This window comes from Streptomyces sp. NPDC052236, from assembly GCF_044548015.1.
GTDB lineage: Bacteria > Actinomycetota > Actinomycetes > Streptomycetales > Streptomycetaceae > Streptomyces.
On record NZ_JBIUBL010000009.1, the window covers coordinates 301,543 to 324,327 of the forward strand.

At 67.6% G+C, this 22,785-nt stretch carries 17 protein-coding genes and 1 pseudogene; 15 read left to right on the forward strand and 3 right to left on the reverse strand.

All coding sequences use genetic code 11. From position 1 onward, the window contains the following. Positions 1-575 precede the first annotated feature (575 nt). The 14 genes from ACIHCQ_RS18090 (at position 576) to ACIHCQ_RS18155 (ending at position 17,952) form a co-directional block, all read left to right on the forward strand. Complete coding sequence (locus tag ACIHCQ_RS18090; protein ID WP_399663035.1) at positions 576-2,117, forward strand: FAD-dependent oxidoreductase; 1,542 nt, start codon at positions 576-578, stop codon at positions 2,115-2,117. A gap of 402 nt (positions 2,118-2,519) precedes the next feature. Beyond that, the gene (locus ACIHCQ_RS18095) at positions 2,520-4,241 is read left to right on the forward strand and encodes a cytochrome bc complex cytochrome b subunit (RefSeq protein ID WP_399663037.1); all 1,722 of its coding nucleotides are present in this window, start codon (positions 2,520-2,522) and stop codon (positions 4,239-4,241) included. Positions 4,242-4,456: 215 nt separating this feature from the next. After that, complete coding sequence (locus tag ACIHCQ_RS18100) at positions 4,457-4,813, forward strand: DUF3099 domain-containing protein (RefSeq protein WP_399663039.1); 357 nt, start codon at positions 4,457-4,459, stop codon at positions 4,811-4,813. Positions 4,814-5,389: 576 nt separating this feature from the next. Then, positions 5,390-6,472 carry a type III polyketide synthase gene (locus ACIHCQ_RS18105; RefSeq protein ID WP_399663041.1) on the forward strand — a complete coding sequence of 361 codons (1,083 nt, stop codon included), beginning with the start codon at positions 5,390-5,392 and terminating at the stop codon, positions 6,470-6,472. After that, positions 6,469-7,029 (forward strand): cupin domain-containing protein, encoded by a 561-nt coding sequence (locus ACIHCQ_RS18110; RefSeq protein ID WP_399663043.1) that lies wholly within the window; start codon positions 6,469-6,471, stop codon positions 7,027-7,029. Before ACIHCQ_RS18105 ends, ACIHCQ_RS18110 begins: the two co-directional genes overlap by 4 nt. Before the next feature lie 14 nt (positions 7,030-7,043). Continuing rightward, complete coding sequence (locus tag ACIHCQ_RS18115) at positions 7,044-8,201, forward strand: DegT/DnrJ/EryC1/StrS family aminotransferase (RefSeq protein ID WP_399663102.1); 1,158 nt, start codon at positions 7,044-7,046, stop codon at positions 8,199-8,201. 105 nt (positions 8,202-8,306) lie between these two features. Continuing rightward, on the forward strand, positions 8,307-9,893 hold the full coding sequence (locus ACIHCQ_RS18120; protein ID WP_399663045.1) for a class I adenylate-forming enzyme family protein: 1,587 nt from the start codon (positions 8,307-8,309) through the stop codon (positions 9,891-9,893). A 75-nt stretch (positions 9,894-9,968) separates the two neighbouring features. Then, positions 9,969-10,151 (forward strand): phosphopantetheine-binding protein, encoded by a 183-nt coding sequence (locus ACIHCQ_RS18125; RefSeq protein ID WP_399663047.1) that lies wholly within the window; start codon positions 9,969-9,971, stop codon positions 10,149-10,151. A gap of 535 nt (positions 10,152-10,686) precedes the next feature. Then, positions 10,687-11,331: an undecaprenyl diphosphate synthase family protein gene (locus ACIHCQ_RS18130; RefSeq protein WP_399663104.1), complete on the forward strand. Its 645-nt coding sequence runs from the start codon at positions 10,687-10,689 to the stop codon at positions 11,329-11,331. Between the two features lie 539 nt (positions 11,332-11,870). After that, the gene (locus ACIHCQ_RS18135) at positions 11,871-12,785 is read left to right on the forward strand and encodes an aromatic prenyltransferase (protein WP_399663049.1); all 915 of its coding nucleotides are present in this window, start codon (positions 11,871-11,873) and stop codon (positions 12,783-12,785) included. 148 nt (positions 12,786-12,933) lie between these two features. Further along, the gene (locus ACIHCQ_RS18140; protein WP_399663050.1) at positions 12,934-13,062 is read left to right on the forward strand and encodes a DUF397 domain-containing protein; all 129 of its coding nucleotides are present in this window, start codon (positions 12,934-12,936) and stop codon (positions 13,060-13,062) included. Positions 13,063-13,156: 94 nt separating this feature from the next. Next, positions 13,157-14,725, forward strand: coding sequence for a vanadium-dependent haloperoxidase (locus ACIHCQ_RS18145; RefSeq protein WP_399663052.1), 1,569 nt, complete (start codon positions 13,157-13,159; stop codon positions 14,723-14,725). Between the two features lie 477 nt (positions 14,726-15,202). Beyond that, on the forward strand, positions 15,203-16,723 hold the full coding sequence (locus ACIHCQ_RS18150; protein WP_399663054.1) for an MFS transporter: 1,521 nt from the start codon (positions 15,203-15,205) through the stop codon (positions 16,721-16,723). A 284-nt stretch (positions 16,724-17,007) separates the two neighbouring features. Then, positions 17,008-17,952, forward strand: coding sequence for an aromatic prenyltransferase (locus ACIHCQ_RS18155; protein ID WP_399663056.1), 945 nt, complete (start codon positions 17,008-17,010; stop codon positions 17,950-17,952). Positions 17,953-18,063: 111 nt separating this feature from the next. Here ACIHCQ_RS18155 and ACIHCQ_RS18160 read toward each other — a convergent pair whose 3' ends face one another. Beyond that, the gene (locus ACIHCQ_RS18160) at positions 18,064-18,393 is read right to left on the reverse strand and encodes a hypothetical protein (protein WP_399663058.1); all 330 of its coding nucleotides are present in this window, start codon (positions 18,391-18,393) and stop codon (positions 18,064-18,066) included. Positions 18,394-18,618: 225 nt separating this feature from the next. Next, entirely contained in the window at positions 18,619-18,933 is a 315-nt protein-coding gene (locus ACIHCQ_RS18165; protein ID WP_399663059.1) for a DUF6415 family natural product biosynthesis protein, read from the reverse strand. A gap of 82 nt (positions 18,934-19,015) precedes the next feature. Here ACIHCQ_RS18165 and ACIHCQ_RS18170 point away from each other — a divergent pair. After that, positions 19,016-19,390: pseudogene (locus tag ACIHCQ_RS18170) on the forward strand (fic family toxin-antitoxin system, toxin component). A 232-nt stretch (positions 19,391-19,622) separates the two neighbouring features. Here ACIHCQ_RS18170 and ACIHCQ_RS18175 read toward each other — a convergent pair. Continuing rightward, a complete protein-coding gene (locus ACIHCQ_RS18175) occupies positions 19,623-22,238 on the reverse strand; it encodes a Helicase associated domain protein (RefSeq protein WP_399663061.1) in 2,616 nt (871 codons plus the stop codon). Positions 22,239-22,785 lie beyond the last annotated feature (547 nt).

Here is a 22,785-nt window from a genome sequence, read left to right on the forward strand (position 1 = left end):
GGCCACGCGGCCGCCGAACAACACCGGCCGGTTGTCCGCGGTACGCGGGGGAGGGGCGCCGATCCCGAGGGCCCCGGCCGCCCCCGTACTGCCAACGGCACGCCTGCGCACATCCGCCGCCGCCCCGTAGGCCGCGCCCGCCCACACGGCCCGGGCCCCGGCAGGATCACCGCGGACGTGCCGGCGCACACCCGTACCCACACCGAGAGCGGCGAAGCTGCCGAGCCCGCGGTCGCCGGGCGCGGCGCCTTTTCGGCGCCCGCCGGCAGGACGCTCCGCCGACACCATCAGGGCGACGGATCAGGGCCATCCGCACAACCCCCGCCTCACCCACCACGACCGGGCGTACCGTTCCACGAGGTGTCGCCGGAGCATCCAGGCGCGGTCCCGGCACCGGCGGCCTGAGCAGGCCCGGTCCCCGCCGTTCCCGGCGCTCCGCGCGCGGCGCCGCTCGAGCCCTCCTCGCGAACGCCTCGACGGCCACTCAAGACTCCGCCCCCGGCCGGCCAAACCCCGCCGCACGGACGGCCGTGCCCCGCATGATGCAATCACAACACACAGGAGGGGCAGCCGAGTTGAGTCTGGACGCACGTGTTGTCGACGGGAGTGGCGGCCATGGCCACGCCGTGGTGATCGGCTCGAGCCTCGCCGGCCTCACCGCGGCACGGGCCCTGGCCAACTTCATGGACCGGGTCACCGTGATCGAGCGCGACCGGGTGCCACGCGGACCCGGGCGGCGCCGAGGCCTGCCCCAGGCGCGGCACACACACAGCCTCATGACCGCCGCCCACCAGGGCCTGGAGCAGCTCTTCCCCGGCATCGGCCAGGACCTGACCCGCGCCGGAGCGGTCCGCGTCCGCATGCCCCAGGACATGCTGCTGCTCGGCCCCGGCGGCTGGCTGCCCCGGTTCGACTCCGACCTGTCGATGCTCAGCGCCGGCCGCGACCTGATCGACTCGGTGGTACGCGACCGGCTGCGCGCCGACCCCAAAGTGACCTTCCTGCAGGAACACGAGGTGCTCTGCCTGCAACCCGGCCGCCACGACACCGTCACCGGCGTATGGGCGCGCGGCCGGGACCGGCAGGCACCCGGCGGCTGGACCCCCAGGCGCCTGATATCCGCCGAATTCGTGGTGGACGCCTCCGGGCACGGCTCGCGCGCCCCCCAATGGCTGGCCGAACTCGGCTACACACCGCCCAGGGAAACGGTGGCCGACGCCCGAACCTCCCACGCAACCACCGTATTCGCGCCACCCGTCGGCCATGTCGCCGACTGGAAAAGCCTCTTACTCATGGCCTCACCCGGCAATCCGCACCAAGGCACGCTCAACCCCATCGAGGGCGGCCGCTGGTCGGTGTCACTCAGCACCACCGACAGCACACGACCACCCACCGACCACGAAGGCCTGCTGCGCGCCGCGGGCGCCCTGCGCCACCCCCTGCTGCGCGACGTCATCGAGGCCGCCACACCGCTCGGCCCCGTCTACGGCTGCCGCACCGAGAACCGCTGGCGCCACTACGAGAAGCTGCGCCGCTGGCCCGACCAGTTCCTCGTCGTCGGCGACGCCCTCGCCGCCCTCGACCCGGCCCACGGCCAGGGCATGACCCTCGCCGTGCAGTGCGCCCTCGTCCTGGACCACATGCTGACCAGCAACGGCACAGCGGTCGGACTCAGCTACCGGCTGCGCCGGGCCCTCGCCCACCACGTGGCCCCCGCCTGGCAGCTGAGCACCCGCAACCTGAGCGCGGCGCGGGTGGACCAGGACCGGCCGGCCGCACTGCGCGCCCGGCTCGGCAGCCGGCACACGGCCCGGATCGCGGCCGCCGCGACCACCGACCAGTACGCGGCGACGCTGCTGCTCGAACGCCTTCAGACGCTCGCCCCGCCCACCGCCGTGCTGCGGCCGCGCGTGCTGCGCGCCGCACTGCGCGGCCCGCGCGCCCCGGCCCCGGCGACGCCGCCCAGCGCCACCCACGGCCCGGACGCGCGGCTGCGCCGCTCCGCCGCGCCGACCGTACCCGCCATCGGCATCTCCGCCGGCTCCGCCCGGTCGCGGCCCACGGGCTCGTCGGCGCAGTGGCCGGCCGCGGCACCGGCCGGGGAGCGGCGGCCGTAAGCGCCCCCTCTTCGGGCCGCATGGCAAGCCGGACCCGGTCGCGAGCCGGGAGGAGTGCGGTCATACCCTTCCGCCTATGAAAAGAGTGGAGCAACCAGCCGCTGTAGAAGTCGACTTGAGTGACCGTGAGCGGGCGCGCACCGGCAACTCAGTCGGATATCCCGGCCTGTTACGTACAAAGGAGGCCACCGTGCCCCCGAGCGGCTCGAAACTCGCTCAAGAATCAGTCCAGTTGAGACAGGGCTCCAGCTCAAGCTTGGTTGCCCGGCCGCATCGCGCGTCGATAGCGTTCCAGGGCACGGGCCCGCTTGCGCCGCGGCAGGCCGCCCCCACCACCGACCTCACACCGGCTGGAACGGGTGTGCCTGGGACGGCCGAGCGGCGAGGGAAGGGCACGCGGGTATGAGCACGATCGAAGAGGCGCCGCCGAGCGAGCGCACCAAGGCGCCGCAGAGCGGCGAGCGCATCGCCGACTGGGCGGACGGGCGGCTTGGGATCTACAAGTGGCGGTTCCTGGTCCGCAAAGTCTTTCCCGAGCACTGGTCGTTCATGTTCGGCGAGATGGCGCTCTACAGCTTCATCATCCTGATCCTCACCGGGCTCTGGCTCACCATGTTCTTCACACCGAGCATGGGCGAGGTCGTCTACGACGGCCCGCACGTCCCGCTGCAGGGCGTCAGGATGTCCGAGGCCTACGCCTCCACAGTCAAAATCAGCTTCGAGGTGCGCGGCGGCCTGTTCATCCGCCAACTGCACCACTGGTCGGCCCTGACCATGATCGGCGCGCTCTGCCTGCACACGCTGCGCCACTTCCTCACCGCCTCGTTCCGCAAGCCGCGCGAGGTCAACTGGCTGATCGGCATCGTGCTCATCATCCTGGTCACCCTGGAGGGCTTCCTCGGGTACTCACTCCCCGACGACCTGCTCTCCGGCACCGGCCTGCGCATCGCACAGGGCATCATCCTGGCCATCCCGCTCGTCGGCACGTATGTGCAGATGTTCCTGTTCGGCAGCGAATACCCGGGAACCGACATCGTGACCCGGTTCTACAGCTTCCACATCCTGCTGGTCCCAGGAATCATGCTGGCCCTGCTCACCGTCCACCTGATCCTGGTCTTCTACCACAAGCACACCCAGTTCCGCGGCCCGGGCCGCACCGAGGCGAACGTCGTCGGCCAGCCCCTGATGCCGCACTACTCCGCCAAGGCCGGCGGCTTCTTCTTCCTGGTCTTCGGAGTCCTCTCGCTGATGGCGGCCATCGCCACCATCAACCCGATCTGGAAGTACGGGCCCTACCGCACCGACCAGATCTCCCAGGGCTCCCAGCCCGACTGGTACATGGGCTTCCTCGAAGGCGCCCTGCGCGCCATGCCCGCCTGGGAGCTCACCGTCTGGGGCGGCTACACCATCAACTTCAGCGTGCTGATACCCGCCGTCATCCTGCCCGGGGTGATGATCGGCGTGATCGCCCTCTGGCCGTTCCTGGAAGCCTGGGTCACCGGCGACAAACGCGAGCACCACCTCCTGGACCGGCCCCGCGAACACCCCACGCGAACCGGATTCGGCTGCGCCTTCGTCGCCCTCTACCTGGTGCTGTTCTTCGGCGGCGCCAACGACGTCCTGGCCGAGAAATTCCATCTGTCCCTGAACTTCATCACCTATGCGGTACGGATCGGCGTCTTCCTCGTCCCGGCACTGACGTACTTCATCACCAGGCGGATCTGCCTGGGCCTGCAGCAGCGCGAGCGCGACAAGCTCCTGCACGGCCGCGAGACCGGAAAGATCAAGAGGCTGCCGCACGGCGAGTTCGTCGAGGTGCACGCGCGCCTGGACCGCGGGCGGGAGTACACGCTGCTCTCCGGGGAGACGCCCCAGCCGCTGCCGGCACCCGCGCCGGAACGCGACGGCGTGCCCAACCCGCAGGCCCGCAAAGAGGCGCTGCGCTACCGGCTCAGCCGCTGGCTGTACGGCGGGCAGGTCGCGAAACCGACACCGCAGGAGATGCGGCGGGCCCTGGAACACATCGGTCACCCGCCCACCGAGCACGCCTCCTCCAACGGGCACCTGGAAACCGCCGCCCAGAGCCCCGTCGAGGGACGGGAGCCGGACCAGCAACTGCACTGACCCGGCGGCACCTCGCAGGACACCGGGCCAGGAACAGCGGCGCGGGTGATCAAGGAACGGTCACCCGCGCCGCCGTCGTTCATCGAGCCACCCCCGCAGCGTGCGGCCGCGGGACAGGCGAACGTCCGCACAGCGCGGGATCCGGCGCCCAGGCCGGCAGGTCCCGCTCCCTTCCCGGTTTTCCGGCGCCCATGCAGGAGCCCCACGGAGGCCCGATGAGCAAAACGCCATGGCACCGGAACACACCCCGGGCCGAGTCCATCACCCGGGCGCGCACAGGCCTGACACAGGACATACGCGGCCGCCAGCGCCGCTACATCGTCGCCATGATGGTGCGCACCGCCTGCGTGGTCGTGATGGCCGCCACCTGGAACCGCTGGCCCGCCCTCGCCGTCTGCGCCCTGGTCGGCGGGGTTGTCATCCCCTACGTCGCCGTGGTGGCCGCCCAGGCCGGATGGCGCCAGCAGGGTGGCGCCCGCCCCGCGCCGGCGTGGGTCCGCGAAGAGCCCGCCACCCGCGTCGTCCTGGAACCCACCCTGATCCTGCCGCCGGAACGGAACACGGCAGGCTGACCCGGCACGCCACGTCCCACCGCGCACCACCGCCATCGCGGCTCCGCTGTGTGCGACCTTGTTCGGGGTGACCCGGGTCACTTCGAGGCGCCCTTGGCGGGGAGCCGCCAACCGTGTCACTATCTCAGCACGCCTACCCTGCCCAAAAGTTGCTGCGGGGCAGGTTTCCCTCTCGCATCCCCCGCGCCACGGCTCTGCGCGCAGGCGGTCGAGAAGCCGCAGCGTGTGACGGTGCCCTGCTGCGCCATGTCGGGGCGCGGCCGTCGGGACGCTCGCAGAACACCGCGCATACGAGATCTCCTCACCACCTCGGGCCGGCCTGCTCGTTGCGCGGTTCTGGCGTGAGCGAGCCTGGCCGGCGCTGCCCCAACCGCCCCTGAGTCACGCGCAGATGACGGCAGGCAGCCTGTCGCGCCGTGACCGAGGTGCGCCGCTTCGGCGCCACCGGCCGGGACGAACGAGATCACACCCTTCGAGCCGTCTCCCGACGAGAGTAATCCGACGGGCACGGCTCCGGGTTGGTGCGCAGCTTCTTCACGTACAGAAGGCAGACTCTAGAGAAAGAAGATCCCGGATATGCCGAGGCTATGCAAGCCCGCGGTGAGCGTGCCGGAATATGTCATCACGATGGAAGAGACTCTGGATTTTGCCGAAAGAGTCCACGGTGGAAAGCCGCAGCTTCCTTTGGCGCTTCGACTGATTCGGAACACGGGAGTGCAGAAGCGGCATATTGTACAGCCCATTGAAAAAACACTCCGCCACCCGGGCCTCGAGGAACGCAACCGTATCTATGAGGTCGAATCCAAGAAGCGGTGCCCCGAGGTCATCGAACAAGCCCTGGGCAACGCCGATGTAACGGCACGTGAAATCGACGCGATCATATACGTGTCATGCACAGGGTTTCTGATGCCGTCGCTGACCGCATGGCTGATCAACCACATGGGACTTCGATACGATACTAGACAGATACCCATCGCACAGCTGGGGTGCGCGGCGGGTGGCGCGGCGGTCAACCGGGCCCACGATTTCTGCCTGGCCCACCCCGGTAGCAATGTCCTGATCGTATCGTGCGAGCTGTGCTCGCTGTGTTACCAGCCCGACGACGACGGTATCGGTTCGCTGTTGTCCGACGGGTTGTTCGGTGACGCGGTCGCGGCAGCCGTGGTACGGGGCAACGGTAACGGTGGAGTCGGCATAGATCTGGAGCGCAATGCTTCGTATCTCATCCCGAACACCGAGGACTGGATCTCCTACGCCGTGCGCGACACCGGCTTCCACTTCCAGCTGGATCGCCGGGTCCCCGGGACGATGGAACCACTGGCACCGGTACTACGAGAGTTCGCCAAGGACCACAGCTGGGACGCCGGCAAGCTCGACTTCTACATCGTCCACGCCGGCGGCCCACGGATTCTGGACGATCTCGCCAAGTTCCTCGACGTCGACCGTCAGGTGTTCCGCCACAGCTGGGCGACCCTGACCGAGTACGGAAACATCGCCAGCGCCGTCGTATTCGACGCGGCGCGCAGGCTGTTCGAAGAGGACAACCTGCTGCCTGACGCCACCGGTCTGATCGCGGGTTTCGGTCCCGGAATCACCGCGGAAATGGCGCTGGGCCGATGGGGCGTCGACGCACTGGGCGACCTGGAAACCCTCGCATGACGGGCCTCATCCTTCCACCCGGTCAGGGGAGAAAACTGATCACAAAGGCGCAGGAAGTGACCTTCAAGGCCACCAAGGCGCAAGGCTCCTCCGTATCGATCTTCGAGGTGGTTGTGCCGCCCGGATTCGATGTCGGGGCGCATGTCCACAACGATTCGCAGGAGTTCTTCTACGTCTTGGAAGGGGAACTGCAGCTCCTGGCGTTCGAGCCGGCCAAGCGTACCGAGGAATCCTGGCACGACTGGGAGTCTCCCGACGGAGACCGGGTCGTCCGGGCAACCGAGGGTGCCTGCATGTTTGTCCCACCTGGAATCCCGCACGCGTTCAGGAACGCCACGGACAAGCCGGCACGCATGCTGTTCCAAAGCTACCCGTCACCCGATCACGAACGTTACTTCGAGGAGATCGCGGAGATCTGGGCGGCCGGCGGCGGGTCGGTGGACGCCGACGCCGTGGAGCGGATGCGTCAGCGTTACGACGTCAGCCAGCTCACGCCGCTTCGCTACGAACCCCCCACCCTCCTTCGTCCCCAGTCGGCAACAGAGCGTGGAGCGTAACGGAGATGAGCACGATGGACACGATTCCCCTCGTTCACGCGAGCCTGGGTGAGCAGGAGCTGGCAGCCGTCGCGGAGGTGTTCGCCTCGGGCTGGCCGGCCGGCCAGGGCCCCAGGGGCACAGCCCTGGAAGCCCAGCTGAAGCAGCGTTACGGCGCCGGTGGTGCGGTCGCGGTGAGCAACTGCGGCGCCGCGCTCCACCTGGCCATGCTCGCGCTCGGCGTCAAGCCGGGCGACGAAGTGATCGTCGCCGACTACACCTTCCCGGCACCCGCCCACGCGGTGCGATACGTCGGCGCGGTCCCGGTCTTCGCCGACGTGCGCGCCGACACCGGCACCGTGAACCCGCAGGCCGTGGCGGACCTGATCGGTCCGCGGACCGTAGGTGTGATCGCGGTGGACACGGTCGGTCTGCCCGCGGACTATGCGGAGCTGCAGGAGACCGCGGACCGCCATGGCCTGTTCCTGGTCGAGGACGCCGCCTGCGCGGTGGGCGCGACGTACCAGGGGCGCGAGGCGGGTGCGCTGGCACAGGTGGCCTGCCTGTCCTTCCACGGCCGCAAGGGAGCCACCAGCGGTGAGGGCGGGGCCCTGATCGCCACCGACCCGGCGATCGCGGCGGATGCCAGGCTGCGGTCGTCCTTCGGTATCGGAAGCATCTTCGACCAGGCGCAGATCGTCGGCCTGCCGATCCCGGAGTTCACCGAGATCGGCTACAACTTCAAGCTCTCCGACATCGCCGCGGCGATCCTGCAGGTGCAGATAGGCCGGATCGACGAGCTCCTTGAGCGTCGCAGCGCCGTCGCGGCGCGCTACGCCGAACTGCTCGCCGACGAGGAACTCCTCACGCTGCCGCACGTACCCGCCGACCGTACCCACGCCTGGCAGTCCTACATGGTGACGCTGGACCAGAGCGTGGACCGCGCCGGGGTCGCCACCGACCTGCGCGCTCAGGGCATCGGCTGCGGGCACGGCACATGGGCCACCCACCTGCAGCCCGTGTTCGAGACGAAGCAGGCATGCCCGGTCTCGGCGGATCTCTTCCAGCGCAATCTCGCCATACCCATGCACGCCGAGCTGAGCATGAACCAGGTCGAACGGGTCGCGCAGGCCCTGCGTAGCGCACTGCGGACCCACGCGGCACCCGCGCGGGTCCTGCGCGCGGCCCTCTGAGGAGCAACCTTTGGCGCACGAGCACGGGCACGGGCACGTCCGAGGTGCGCGCCCGTGCCCGGCCCGTTCGCCTGTGCCACCCACGCCGCAAAGGAGACAGTCCCCATGAAGGGCTCCACCGCCTACAAATCGATACAGAAGCGCGGTCTTCACATCGGCCTGCTGCCGGAGATGGCCGCGGCCGTGAACGGGTCGACGCCGATCACCCTGGACCACGACCTGGACGTCCTGCCCGAGGCAGGACGCCACCTGACCGTCACTCAGTTCGCCGACCACGTGGACGACCTCGCGGCCCGCCTGTGGGCGGCCGGCGTCCGCCGCGACGAACACGTCGTGATCCACAAGAGCGCCAACGCCGACATCTGGTTCCTCGCCGCCGCGGCATCCCGCATCGGAGCGGTCGTCGTGATGCTGTCGCCCGCCCTGGACGCCGCGACCGTCGGCGCCCTCCTCGAACGGGTGGACCAGCCGAACCTGCTCACCGACGTACACAAGCTCGACAAACTGGCCGAGATGCCGCTCGCGGACCTCACCAAGCGAGTGATCACCGTGGGCGGCGACCGGCCCGGGGCGATCTCACTCGCCGAACTCGCCGGTGCGCCGCGGGTCAAGCCCGTGGTCCGGCCGATCGACGAGGCCGCCGTGATCACCCACACCTCCGGCACCACCGGGATTCCCAAGCTCGTGGTGCACACACCCCGCACCCAGGGCCTGCGCCTCGTACCGCAGTGGCGACTGCTCGCACTGATGCGGAAGAAGGAGACCGTCGCGATCAACATCCCCTTCGTGCACTCAAGGATGGTCGCGGCGATGTCCCTGGCACTCCTCAAGGAGTTCCCGGTCCTGCTCATGAGGGAGTCGGATCCCGCCGACGTCGCCAAGCAGTTCCTCCAGCACCGGCCGGTATTCGTCGAGGCGCTTCCCAACTCGCTGATGGAGTGGGAGGACCTCACCGAAGACCCACGAAAGCCGTTTGGGTCGGTGAAGGTCTTCAGCAGCACGTTCGACGCGATCCACCCCCGCACGATGAGCCAGCTGCTCAAGTCCTCCGACCGGCGGGGGGCCCTGTTCTTCCAGATCTACGGGCAGAGCGAGGTCGGCCCGGCCGTGGGCCGCGCCTACTTCCGCAACTCCGCCCACAAGGCGAACGGGCGCTGTGTCGGCTGGGCCATGCCCAGGGGCGCCGCGAAGGTCCGCGTGGTGAGCCGGGACGGCAGGCCCCCCTCGGAGAAGGACCCCGGCTTCATCGAGGTCGCGTGGGACGGCCTGGCGAAGACCTACTTCGCCGAGCAGGAGCGATACGACACCAACCGCAACGGCGACTGGTGGCGCACCGGCGACGTCGGGTACCGCACCAAACTCGGCTGCCTGCACATGCTCGACCGGGAGGTCGACATGATTCCCGGGGTGCGCAGCTCCCTGGAGGTCGAGGATGTCGTGCTGAGCAAGCTGGACGAGCTGATCGAGCTGGTCGTGGTCCAGGGCCCGAACTCCGAGCCGGTCCCGGTGGTCTGCACCGTCGACGACAAGCCGCTGGACCGCGACCGCTGGCGCGCGGCCGTCGCCGGTTTCCCCCAGCTGGCCGACCCGATCCAGATCCCGCAGGCCGAACTGCCCCGGACCGCCACCCTGAAGGTGCAGCGGCTCGCGCTGGCCCGCCAGCTCCGGGACCAGCTGGCGGACCGGGCGTGACCTGTCATCTGACCGGCTGAGTCCGGGCACCTTCCGCGGACCCGTTGCGACCGTCGCCGTGTGAGGCAGTGCCCTGTGGCCGGCACTTCGGCGGACACCGGCTTCGAGAGCCTCGACCTCGACTCCCTGGTCCTGATCGAGCTGGCGGTCATCCCGACGAAGCAGTACGGCATCGACGTGGCCGGGGACGAGCTGGCCGGCGCCGGCACCGTCGCCAAGGTCGCCGAGCTGCTGTCCGCGAGGGGCGCGAACGGCTGATCCCACGTCAGGGTGTGGGGCCGCGCAGCCTATTGCGGGTCTGGCGTTCGGCCGTGTGGTGCGTGACCGCGGCTCGTCGGCCGCCCGGCAATCACGGACCGGCGCACCCTCAACAGGGGCGGTCACAGCAGTGAGCCCGGGCAATAGCCGACCGAATGGTCTGTTTATTGATCACCGCTTGTCATCGTCGCCTCTCTCGCCGGCCTTCGGGATGCCGCACAGGGCGACCCCGGAATCCTTGAACTGTACGGGAAAATAAGGGGTATTGGGCCTTGGCGGCTTCTGCGGCCTCGCGGCCTCCCGCTCCCGGGCAAGTAAACGCAGCGTATATGGGTGCGGTGTTGACAGACCAGTTGTGCTGTTTTTAGTGTTGTCGCTGCCGGGGCCAGCAGGGGAGGCATGCGTAGCAACCAACCGACGCCCGAGCGGATCATCCAGCTCGTCAACGGCTACTGAGCCACCGGCAGCCTCGGCGTGGCTACGCACCCGTCACATCTGACAGACCACGCAGCCAAAGGAGCTCACGGTGACCCACATGATGCTGCTGCCGGACGGAATGCGCCGATGGTCCCAGGCGCACGGCGTTTCCCTCGACGACGGCTACACGGCGATGGCGGACAAGCTTGTCGAGTTCATGGGCTGGGCCAGGGAGGGGGGCGTCACGACCCTCTACATCACGACCTCCTCCGCCGCGAACTTCAGCCGTCCCGAGTCCGCGGTGACAACGTTCTTGGTCGCGTTCAACGACGTGGTGCGACAGTGTCACGGCGACTTCAACTTCGATTTCTCCGGGTCGCTCGACCTTGTGCCCGACCGTTACCTCACCGAGCTGGAGGAACTGCGGGACGAGTCGAACAAGGACTCGGAGTTCACTCTGCACTACATCCTGGGAATGTCCCTCTCCCGCGAGGTCATCGGCATCTTCAACAAGTTCAACGGAAAAGTCCCGGCCATGACCGAGGACATCCTGACCAGCAACGCGTACGTCCCGAAACAGGTCGACTTCATCATCCGCACCGGCGGCGCGATCCGCATGTCGTCCTTCTTTCCGCTGATGTCCCCGTACGCCGAGCTGTACTTCTCTCCGGTCCTGTTCCCCGACATGACGCGAGCCGACTTCGACAGCGCGCTCAAGGACCTTCGGGGACGGGACCGGCGCTTCGGTGGCTACCCGGCATGAGCCACCATCGAACCGCACCCTCAGCGGCACGCCCACGACGCATGTGATGCGCCTGTGCCGTGATCGTTGTGATCTGATCGCTGAGCGACGAAGCGTGCCCTGAGCTGCAGGGGTGTGGGTGTCGAAGGCCATGGCGTGCCGGGTGGAATCGGCGGTTGTCCGTGACCCGGGGCGCCACCCTCGCCACCCTCGCCACCCTCACCACCCGCACCTGGGCCCACCACCGCACCGGAACGCACGAGCTGGTTGAGCACGTCTCCTGGCTCATCCGCGACCGAAGGCGTGAACTGAATTCGCCGCGGCGGAAGTTGGGCTGCTTCAAGCAAGCTCCCCTGCCCCTCGCGTGGCGCAGGTGGGCGCGGGATTTCGGGGTGCCGGAGGCGACGCGATCGAGGCCGGTGGACTCCAGAAACCCACCCCGACCGGAAAGATAGCGAAACTCCACTGGATCACGAGGGGCCGCAAGTTATCTTCCGGGGAAGATGGAGTGTGGGATTCCCTGTGAAAACAATTGCTAACGTCGACTGCGTGGAGGGTGGATGTCCGTAGGCACTGCGACAGAAGAGTTGTATTCGGCCATTGAGGAATCGGCTCGATTGGTGGGTGCAGCCTGTTCACGGGACAAGGTCTGGCCGATTCTGACCGCGTACGGGAACCCACTCACGGAGGGCAGGATTGTTTTCAGCGCCCAGACCGGCGAGGGCCGCGCAGGAGAGCTTGAATACACCTTCGAGGTGTCTCCAGGGATCGATGATCCATATGCCCATGCTCTGTCGAACGGCTTTATTGCGGGGACGGACCATCCCGTCGGCTCCCTGATCTCGGACATCCAGGCGAAAATCCCCGTCAACGAATACCTTGTTGACTGTGGAGTCACCGGCGGCTTCAAGAAAATCTACCCGCACTTCCCGCAGGACCTGCAGGCCGTCGCCAAGCTCGCCGAGATCCCGTCCATGCCACCGGCTGTGGCCGAGAATCTTGATTTCTTCACCCGCTACGGCCTGAACGACGTGGCACTGATCGGGATCGACTACCGGCGCAAAACAATGAATGTGTACTTCCAGCTCCCCCCCGCAGGCAACCTCGAACCAAAGACCATCCTGGCCATGCTTCGCGAAATCGGGCTGCCCGAACCGGACGAGCGAATGCTGGAGTACGCAAGTAAATCGTACAGAATCTATACCACCTTCAGCTGGGATTCTTCGAAAACCCAGCGGATCTCCTTCGCCCCTTCGCCGCGTCGCAGCCTGGATCTGTCGGCACTTCCCGCTCGACCGGAACCAGAAATCGAGCAATTTATGAGAAGTGCTCCGTACACGTACGCCGGCGAACGTATATGCGTTTCGGTTGTCAAGTGGTCACCCGACGGGGAAGCACTTGATTTTGGGGCGTACTATCAGCTTTCACCTCCGCAGTTGAAGGCAATGATGGGAACCCGGGAAGAACCGGTATAACGGCCGCACCCACTCGAATTGCTGGAACGTATGGCCGGCCGGTGAGTTCCGATTCCCCGGTCGGCGCAGAACGAGTGCAGAGCGCCGTGGTTCAGCACGTCGCACGGAGCCAGCGGGGGTTCGTGCGCAATGGACCTGGACCAACGCCGTGTGGCGCGAGAGCACTCACAGCGGCAACAACGGTGGTGACAGCGTCGAGACCGCCGATCCCGACGATCTGATCGGCGTCCGGGACCGCAAGGCCCCGGACGGCGGCCGGGGTTCACGACTCAGGTGAAGAGCAACCGACTCGATCTCCTCCAAGGCATGGTCTGTCTCCAGACCTCGCCCTGGACTGCAGAGCCCTCTTTTTTGAGAAAGGGACACACCCCATGACGACGTCCAGGCATTCTCCCGTCTCAGGCTCCTCACCGCGGCGCAGGTCGCTGTTGGTCGGCGGTGCCTCCACCGCGGCACTGGTCACCCTGGGGCACACCGGAACGGCCGCCGCCGGCCAGCCCACCCGCCCCGCGGCGGAGCCGGCCGCCGACATCGACTTCGACCTGGACAACGGCAACTTCATCCGGGACCTGATCACCACCAACGCCGGCGGTGCCTTGCCTGCGGAAAACGGCATCGGCCCCATGGACGCGTCCGTCTATATCTGGATCACCCACCTGTTTCAGATGTCGTGGTTCGACGCGCTGGCGCCCTACCACCCGACCGCGGTCGGCGTGTACTCCCGGATCGGCCGCCGCCCCTCCAGCGAATCCGCCACCAACAGAAACAAGAACATCGCCGCCCTGCACGCCGGGTATCAGGTGGCGAAAGCCGTGTACGAGGAGCGGGCGCTGGTCATGCGGCAAGCGATGACCCTGATCGGCCTGGACCCCGACGACGAGTCGAAGGACCCCACCACTCCGGTGGGCATCGGCAACATAGCGGGCAAGGCCATCGTCAAGGCCCGCCTGCGCGACGGCATGAACCACCTTGGCGACGAGGGCCGCACGTACAACGGCCAGCCCTACGACGACTACACCGGCTACAAGCCCGTGAACACTGCCTACAAACTGGTCAACCCCTCACGCTGGCAGCCGGCGATGGGCCCCCACGCCCGCCGCGTCGGCGGAGGGCGGGGCGACAAGGGCATCTTCATCATCCAACGGTTCGTCACCCCGTACTTCGGGCTGGTCAAGGCCCACACCTACCGGGACCCGAGCCAGTTCAAGCTTGCCCCGCCCAATCACCTCGACCACACCAACCCCAGCCGTTACAAGCGCTCGGTGGACGAGATCCTGAAGGCCTCGGCCGCGCTCACCGACGAGCAGAAGGTGAAGGCGGAGTTCTTCGACAACAAGTGGGTGGGCATCACCCTGGCGCCGCGCGCCGCGGCTCTGAGCCACGATCTGGACTTGGACGGCTGGTGCCACCTGTTCATGGTGACCTCCTTGGCGCGGTTCGACGACCTGATCGCCGCCTGGCACCAGAAGCGCAAGTACGAAGCCCCGCGGCCCTACAGCGCGGTCCGGCACGTGTACGGCAACTCCAAGGTGACCGCCTGGGGCGGACCCGGCAAGGGGACGGTCAACGACATCCCCGCCGACGAGTGGGCCAGCTTCATACCCGTAGGGGACCACCCCGACTACCCGTCCGGCTCCACGACACTCTGCGCCGCCGAGGCGCAGGCGGCGCGGCGCTTCCTCGGCGATGACGTCCTGGACTGGACGTATCCCGTTGCTGCCGGCTCGACGCTGACGGAGCCGGGGCTCGTCCCCGCCAAGGACATCGAGCTGCACTACGCCACCTGGGCCGACTTCGAGAAGGACTGCGCCATGAGCCGGGTGTGGGCGGGCGTGCACTTCAAGACGACGGTCGAGAGGTCCCTCGAGTGGGGCGCGCAGTTCGGCGACCGGGCCCACGAGTTCGTGCAGCGCCACATCAACGGCGACGTCCAGAACTGACCCTACCGCGGCGGCGGGCACCGGAACACGGCCCGTCGCCGCCCCGCGTTGACGGGGCTGCGGGGCCATGGTTCGGGTCTCGGTCACCGCGCCGGTCCCCGCCCCACCAAGCCCTACCAGATGGTTGATGTGCAATTCGGCAGCAGCCTGGCCAGCGCGTTTGCTGTCGAGTGCCGCCCAACAGGCGCGCCGACTCAGGCATTTCCGCCCCCTCCCGGGGTGCTCCCGCGGCCTGACGAGACCAGAAGAGCACCTCAACCATCCAGATCCGCAGGGCCTGGAGAAGGGGTGCCACCGGAAGTGATGTCACCCCGTCAGCTTGCCGCCGGCGGTGCCAGGCGGACCAGTAGAGCCCGTGGCGTTGCGCCTTGTGGGCTCCTCCGGCCGGTCCCGCTCGGCCGTCGTGTCACAAACCAGCCGCCGTGCCCGTCCTGGGGTGGACGCCTGAAGTCAGTCCGATGAAACAAGGAGATGTTCATGGCAACACAGAGCGCAGCCCCGGCGGCCGGGCCGGGCTCGGGGGCGACTGGGGACCCCAAGCGGTGGTTGATCCTCGCCGTCATCTGTACCGCCTACCTCATGGTCGGCCTCGACCTGACCGTGATGAACCTCGCGCTGCCGTCGGCGCAGGAAGCGCTGGAGTTCACAAACGCCGACAGGCAGTGGATCGTGACCGCGTACGCGCTGCCGTTCGGGGGCCTGCTGCTGTTCTTCGGGCGGCTGTCCGACCTGATCGGCCGTAAGGAGACCTTCCTCATCGGGCTGACCGGCTTCGCGGTCGCCTCCGCTGTCGGCGGCGCCTCGACCAACTTCGAGATGCTGGTGACGACCCGCGCCTGCCAGGGCGCCTTCGCCGCGATGCTGGCACCGGCCTGCCTGACCCTGCTGGCCACCACGTTCACCGACCCGAAGGAAAAGGGCAAGGCCTTCGCCATCTTCGGCGCGGTCGTGGCCAGCGGCGCGGGCCTGGGACTCATCATCGGTGGTGTGCTGACCTCCGGCCTGAGCTGGCGTTGGTGCATGTACGTCAACCTGATCTTCGCTGGAATCGCGCTCGTCGGCGGCATGTTGCTGCTGCACAGGCAGCCCAAGACGGGTGCCCGGATGGACGTCCCAGGGGTGCTGCTGGCGTCGGGCGGGATGTTCTGTGTGGTCTACGGCTTCGCCAACGCCGCAGACGACAGCTGGAGCACACCCTCGACGTGGGGCGTCCTCACACTCGGCGGCGCGCTGCTGATCGTATTCGCGTTCTGGCAGACACGCGCCGCACATCCGCTGCTGCCGCCCCGGGTCGTTCTCGACCGCAACCGCGGCGGCGCGTACCTCACCATGCTGTTCGTCGGGACCGGCCTGTTCGGCGTCGTGCTGTTCCTCGTCTACTACATGCAGAACGACCTGGGCTACTCGGCTGTCACCTCGGGCGTCGCGCTGCTGCCGATGATCGTGTTCACCACCGTAGGGGCCGGGGTGGGCGCCACTAAGCTGATGCCGCGGTACGGCCCCAGGCCGCTGGTCGTCGCAGGCCTGCTGATCAGCGCGGCCGGCATGACCTGGCTGACCGGGATCGGCGTGGACTCCAGCTACGCGGCGCACCTGCTCGGGCCGACCATCCTGGTCGGTCTGGGCATGGGCTTCGTCTTCGCCGCGGTGATGAACACCGGCACCTCCGGCGTGGCACCCCAGGACGCGGGGATGGCCTCGGCGTGCATCAGCACCGGCCAGCAGCTCGGCGGCGCCATCGGCACCGCACTGCTCAACACGATCGCCGCCACCGCCACCGCCGGCTGGCTGGACAGCCAGGTACAAGGGCAGCCGTCACCGGAGCAGCTGCACCTCGCATCGATCGACGGCTACACCACGGTGTTCTGGTGGTGCACCGCCATCTTCGTTGCCGGCGCCGTCGTCGCCGGCCTGCTGCTGCGCCGCGGCCCACTGCCCGCGCCCCCGGACGCCGCCGCCGAGAACCCGTCTGAGCAGACCGAAACAGCACAATCCTGACGCGCGTCAAACCCGGACCTGCGGGTCGGGCGGCCGGGGGAGGAGGGCGGTCAGCGGTCGAACCCCACTGACGGATTGAGGCCGGCCGGTGGACTCCAGAAATCTATCCCGACCGGGAAAGACAGCGAAATTCCACTGGGTCTCTAGCGGCTGCAAGATACCTTCCAGGAGATCGACGACCTCTGTGCCGGAGTAAACCCGTGTCTCCGGCCAGTGACGCTCCTGGCGTACTGCCAATGATTTGCCCTGATCACATAGACGCTAAGACTGACACTGGAGGATGAATGACCAGGACAGGTGAGTTGGAAGGTCTTTACTCCGTCATCGAGGAATCAGCTGGACTAGTGGATATAGTCCCCTCGCATGACAAGGTCTGGCCTATCCTCACCGCGTACGGAGATGTCCTCCCTCAGGCCGTGATCGCTTTCAGGGTGGGGACGCGCGACGCAGGAGACCTCGACTGCCGCTTCACGGCGCTTCCCAAGGACGTTAATCCGTATGCCTTCGCGCTGTCGAACGGCCTCGCCACGGAGGCGGACCATCCCGGCGGCGCTCTGCTCTCGGACGTCCAGGAACGATTCCCTGTTCGCTCTCACGGTATTGACTTCGGAGTCGTCGGCGGCTTCAAGAAGACCTGGACGTTCTTCCCTATGGATAACCTCCAGAAGCTGTCGAGGCTTGCCGACATCCCCTCCATGCCGCGCAGTCTGGCCGATAATATCGAGTTTTATACCCGCCACGGCCTGGACGACAAAGTGAGCATGATCGGGATCGACTACCCGAGCAGAACGGTGAATGTCTACTTCCTCGGGGCACCCGCTGAGTGCCGCGAACCGGAGACCATCCGATCGATAGTGCGCGAATTGGGGCTGCCGGATCCAAGTGAGCAGATGCTCCAGCTCGCCCAGCAAGCGACCGGCATCTATACCACCCTGAGCTGGGATTCTCCGAAAGTCGAACGGATCACCTTTGCCGCGCTGATCTCGGATCTGATGGCGCTTCCCACTCGCGTTGAAGTCGAACCAATAATCGAGAAATTCGCGAGAAGCGTTTCGTACACGTACGACGCCGACCCCAAGGGCGTCTACGCTGTTACGTCGTATAGCGGCGGGGAATACTATAAACTCCAGTCCTACTATCAATTGAGCGACGGCTCCGTGGAGGCGAAGGGCCTGCTCGGCTCCGGCGCGGGCCCCGCCGCGTCGTCGTCCCCTGACTCCAGCCAGTAGTGTTTCGCCGATTTCCTGTGCAGTGAATGGTCCTTCCGGGGCCGCCGACGGAACGGCGTCTGGGGGTGCGACCCTTGACCAGATTTGGTTGCCATGGGTGTGGTGCGGCTTCTATGGCTGCGGCTGGTGGTTGCAGGGGCACGGTTCCGGCGGGACCGGAATCATCTCCAAGGAGCAGTCGACCGCCATGGACGACGTGCCCTCGCAGTTGTGTCTGCCGTCGTAGATCTCGGCGGTGAGGCAGGGGCCGCAGGGCAGGAGTGCTGTGGCGATGTGTGGCCCGGTCGTAGCTTCGATCTCTGCCGCGAGGGCGGTGTGCAGCCGTTGGGGGTCGGTGAGGTAGCAGGTGCGGGCGAGCGGCACGATCCACCGCAGGTGGTGGTGCTCCTCGGTGCGGTCGACGGGCGGCACCCACACGTAGCCGTCGTCTTGGATGTGCATGAAGGGCTGCGGCAGTTTCCACGCAGCAGCGGCTCCCGGGCGCACGAGCCAGACGAGGCCACCTGCGGCCGCGTCGTGGATGACGGCGCCGCTGTTCGTCGCCGAGACGGGCGAGGGCAGGCAGGCCGATACGGGAGGGCACGCGTACCGCCTCTCACGCGCGGCCTGCCGGGATGAGTTCGACGGTGTCACCGCTCGGCGGCGACCAGGCCTCGACATCGCGCATCACCGTGGCACCTCCAGGTTTTCCAGAAGCGCGTTCACGGAGCGAGCCAGGCGCTGCGCATGGGCGATCCGTGCGGGCAGACCAGGCCCCGGGGTGAAGTTCAGACGGATGCGCGCCTCGCCGATGCACGCCATCGCGCAGGCCCTGGGCGCGTCATCCTTGGACAGCCCCTTGGTGGCCTTCTCAACTTCCGGGTTCAGCACCATCATGTTGCCCCGGTACAGCAGCGTCAGTGTCTCCAGCTCGTCGTACGAAGGCGGCTCCGCGTCCGGCGCGAGCAGCCGCGCTGCGGCGGCGGGGTCTGGACGCGGCACAGCGCTTCCTCGATGAGCACCAGGACGTCTTCGACGAGGTCGAAGACGGCGGCCGTCAGGCTCCCAAGGCGCACGCCGCGTAATGGACCTGTACATCGACGTCCCCTGGATCCTGCAGGTCGCGGAGATCGCGGGCGCGGGGATCCCGCCCCCGACGACTACGGGTGCCGGTGGCAGGGGTCGCCTGCCACCGTGCCGAACTGCTGGAGAACCTGTCTACGACGGCCCCTACGCCCGCGCCGCCGCCCTGGTACACATCCTGAGCCGCTGCCGCTGGCTGGAGCGCTCCAACATGGCCGTCGCCGCCGCGACGGGCGTGATGTACCTGGAGGCCTCCGGGATCCAGATCAAGCCCACCCGCGAGGACGCCGTTGTCCTGCGCGACCTACTGCGTGATCCTGCCTGCACCGCCGCGAGGATCGCCGCGCTGCTGCGCGGCTGGCCGCAGGCCACCTGAGAACCCGTGAGCCTGTGGCACACCCCCAGACCTTTCCGCAACGGTTGGCCCTGTTGGGCCCAACAGGGCCAACCGGGCGCTGGATCAGGCGGGCAGGGCTCGATTGCGGTCTGCCACGGGCAGCAGCTCGGTCAGGGCCGCTTTGTCGGCCAGGAGCTCGCGTACGGCGGCGTGGTGGCGTTGCCAGTTGACTGGCGACGTGGAACCGGGTCATCCATAGGGCGGGCCGTGTTCACCAGCGCATGCCGAGTTGGTCGAGGTCTGTGCGGCGTTGTTGGGTGAGGTTGTCGGCCCTGCGTCTGGTGTTGTCGAGGATCATGCCGAGTTTGACCTCCACGAGCCTGTCAGTGCCGTCCTGAGGAGCCGCCGGGCCGTCTTCGGGCTGCAGGTGCTCGATGTGTTTTCTGGGTACGCGCAGGTGGCCCTCACGGGCGTGGAACTGGCGTGCGGCGCGCAGGTTGAGGGTCCACTTGTCGTCCTGTGTGCGCTTCACGGGCCGCTCATCCTCCCCGGCCGCCTCAAGGCCAAGGACGTTCTCCAGGAGCCATTGCTGGGCGGCCATGAGCGTGTCCCAGCCCAGGCGGCACGTCTGGACCCAGCGGCCCAAGTCTTCGCCCTGCACGATCACTGCTCCCGGAGCCGTGGGAACTGTCCCGCCGCCTTTCACGTGGGTTTGGGTGAGGCGGAAGCAGCGTTGCCAGCTGGTGTCCCATGCGGGGCACCAGGCGGGGTCGATTTCCTCCAGTGCTTCGCGTCGCGTCTGGGTGAGGGCTCCGGTGCTGGATGTGACCGGGAGGCCGGCCTCGCGGCGCTGGGCGATGCTGTTGGCGTGCCGTGCTGCGGTGCGCTGGTTTTTGGCCCAGGTCCCGACCGGGTAGCCGTCCCAGACGGCTGTGGCGGGTGGCAGGAAGTGTCCGTGGGCGCCGGCCCAGTTGCGGGCGGCGGTGAGCCCTTCCTCGAAGGCGATGTCCTGGTGTGACCAGACCATGCCCAACTGGTCGAGCTCGGTGACCCGCGCGGCCGCCAAGTGTCCGGCCTTGTGGAAGCGCCGCTGATCCGCGAGCCACGTCCCGAGCGGGAAGCCCGCGGGTGTCCAGTCGCCCGGGGTGATGAAGTCGTAGGGCACCTTCAGCTGCTCCTCGCTGGTCTCCTTCCCGTACCGCACGGCGGCTTCGATGCCGCGCCGCCAGTAGGTGTTTTCCGGCTCGATCACCCGCAGTTTCACGAACCGGGCGAGCTGTGCCGGATCCCGGGGTGTGCTGAACTTCAGCAGCTCCCGCGCCGGGCCGCTGGGCTGTGCCCGGCCGGCCGCCTCACCGCCGGGCTGCTCCTGGCCGTCGTCCTCGCCCGGCTCTCCCTCTCCCTCTCCCTCTCCTTCTCGCTCGTCTTCGTCGGGTTGGTGAGTGCTGTTGCGGATACGGGGGTCGGTGAGGGCTTCGATGGTGTCGGTGTCGTGCGCGCGGAGCGCGCCGAGGATCTTCGCGAGGGTGCTGTAGGCGTCGGAGGTGAGCATGTCGTCCGGGTTTTCTCCCGGTGCGAGGAATACGGGCACGATCAGCGAAGCGATTTTCCCTTCGCCGGGTTTCATGCGCAGAGCCCGGCCGACCATTTGCACGATGTCGACCATCGACCCCCGCGCATCGCAGAAAGCGACGGAATCGCAATTCGCGGTATCGACGCCTTCGCCCAGCACCTTCACGGAGCTCAGCACGCGCAGCGCCGCCGGCCAAAGCTCCTGCCCGCCGTCGGTGTCCGGGTTCTCGATGACCTCCGAGGCGAACTCCTCGAGTACGGCTCGCCGGTGGCCGGGGGAGTGCTCGCCACACAGCCAGGCGGCCCATACCCGCTCCGGTTGCGGAAAGCGTCGCGGATCGTCCTGCCACAGTCGTTGCGCGACGCCGAGGACTCCCTCGGCCATGGCTTCTGCCTCGCTGACCCTGCTGTGGAAGGTGAGTACCTTCCGCAGGTTCTCCTTGGCCGCCGCGGTGAGCACACCGGTCTGCAGCGCGGCGAGCCGCGCCCCGCGCACGGTGTCCGAGCCGGGGCCGGCCTCCTGGTGCGCGTTGTGGAGTTCGGGGTCGGTGATGTCGAGGCACACGACCTGGTACGGCGCGACCAGACCGCGGCTGATGGCCTCGGACAAGGTCAGTTTGAAGGCAACGGGGCCGAAGACGGGTGAGTTGGGGTCCATGCTTGCGATTAGCCGCGGCTGTTCACGCCCACCACCGCGGGCGTCCTCGGGTGCTTCCCAGATGCGGGCGGTGGCGGTCATGTAGAGGCGGCGGGCTGCGGGGATCTTGTTCTGGTCGTGCACGGCCGCCCACGGCTTCGAACCGTCACCGCTGACCCGGTGGGATTCGTCCACGATCATCAGGTCCCACACCCCCAGGCCTTCCGCGTGTGCGCGCTGCAGGATGCCCAGCCCGACGGCGGCGTATGTGGCGAACACTGTCACCCGTTCCAACCCACCTACCCAGTCGGCGAGTTCAGCCGGATCCGTCGTGCACGGCACTCCGTCGGAGTCCTCGGCCCGCAGTGAGCACACCCCCACCATCGCCCCCGTACGCCCGCCCTCCCGCCACGCGGACGCCGTCTGCGTCAGCAGATCCAGGGTCGGCACCAGGACCAACACCCGCCTCGCGGACAGCTTCTGAGCCGCATGCACGGCGATCAGCGTCTTGCCCGAACCGGTCGCGGCGATGACCTGGGTCCGCAGCCCCTCGGCCGGCATGTGCCCGTCGACGGGCGTCTGCAAGGCACGCAGGACTGCATCGACTGCCTCCACCTGATGCGGAAACAGCTCTTTCCCCGGCATATGGTTTCCCTTTCCGACCCGCAACAGACGCATTATCAAAAACTATTCAGGGGCCGCCTGGATCCGGCTACAGCGAAAAAATCGGGAGCCGGTCAGTGGGTACTTCAGTCTTTCGCAAAACGGTTTTACGCGTCCCGTCCGAATGTCCGGCCGACTCCGCTGAGACCCGGCCGGACCCTGCACCGGGGGTGGCCCTTCCCTCCATAAGATAGCGGCCCAAGCAAGATGACGCACGCAGTTGCCGGAACTGTTCCTGAACTGTTTGGATCCGCCACCTCGGGTGGCCCGCACCCCGAAGATGTTCCCACCCCTTTACGCCAAGATCCAATCGGAGGAGGCAAGACCCATACACACACCGCCCCCTGAACCCACGTCAGCCCGCACCCGTCCGAACCCCTAGCCAGCCGCTTTGAATTCGCGGAGCGAATTCCATTCGGGACCACGGAGTGGACCCGAATCTCAGCGTCACGGAGTGACGCAGCATCAACCCCCTTGCGGAGCAAGGGGGTTCCGGGCGGAGCCCGGAGATCTTTCCGCCGCGTAGCGGCGGCGCGTTGTGTCTGCGGAGCAGACCGCGCGC

Bases quoted from the DNA above. Each gene is read 5' to 3' on its own strand.
- ACIHCQ_RS18135 (WP_399663049.1), top strand. From the start codon at position 11,871: ATGTCCGTAGGCACTGCGACAGAAGAGTTGTATTCGGCCATTGAGGAA.
- ACIHCQ_RS18095 (WP_399663037.1), top strand. From the start codon at position 2,520: ATGAGCACGATCGAAGAGGCGCCGCCGAGCGAGCGCACCAAGGCGCCG.
- ACIHCQ_RS18150 (WP_399663054.1), top strand. From the start codon at position 15,203: ATGGCAACACAGAGCGCAGCCCCGGCGGCCGGGCCGGGCTCGGGGGCG.
- ACIHCQ_RS18155 (WP_399663056.1), top strand. From the start codon at position 17,008: ATGACCAGGACAGGTGAGTTGGAAGGTCTTTACTCCGTCATCGAGGAA.
- ACIHCQ_RS18175 (WP_399663061.1), bottom strand. From the start codon at position 22,238: ATGCGTCTGTTGCGGGTCGGAAAGGGAAACCATATGCCGGGGAAAGAG.
- ACIHCQ_RS18110 (WP_399663043.1), top strand. From the start codon at position 6,469: ATGACGGGCCTCATCCTTCCACCCGGTCAGGGGAGAAAACTGATCACA.
- ACIHCQ_RS18100 (WP_399663039.1), top strand. From the start codon at position 4,457: ATGAGCAAAACGCCATGGCACCGGAACACACCCCGGGCCGAGTCCATC.
- ACIHCQ_RS18115 (WP_399663102.1), top strand. From the start codon at position 7,044: ATGGACACGATTCCCCTCGTTCACGCGAGCCTGGGTGAGCAGGAGCTG.
- ACIHCQ_RS18145 (WP_399663052.1), top strand. From the start codon at position 13,157: ATGACGACGTCCAGGCATTCTCCCGTCTCAGGCTCCTCACCGCGGCGC.
- ACIHCQ_RS18130 (WP_399663104.1), top strand. From the start codon at position 10,687: ATGATGCTGCTGCCGGACGGAATGCGCCGATGGTCCCAGGCGCACGGC.
- ACIHCQ_RS18160 (WP_399663058.1), bottom strand. From the start codon at position 18,393: ATGCACATCCAAGACGACGGCTACGTGTGGGTGCCGCCCGTCGACCGC.
- ACIHCQ_RS18120 (WP_399663045.1), top strand. From the start codon at position 8,307: ATGAAGGGCTCCACCGCCTACAAATCGATACAGAAGCGCGGTCTTCAC.
- ACIHCQ_RS18105 (WP_399663041.1), top strand. From the start codon at position 5,390: ATGCCGAGGCTATGCAAGCCCGCGGTGAGCGTGCCGGAATATGTCATC.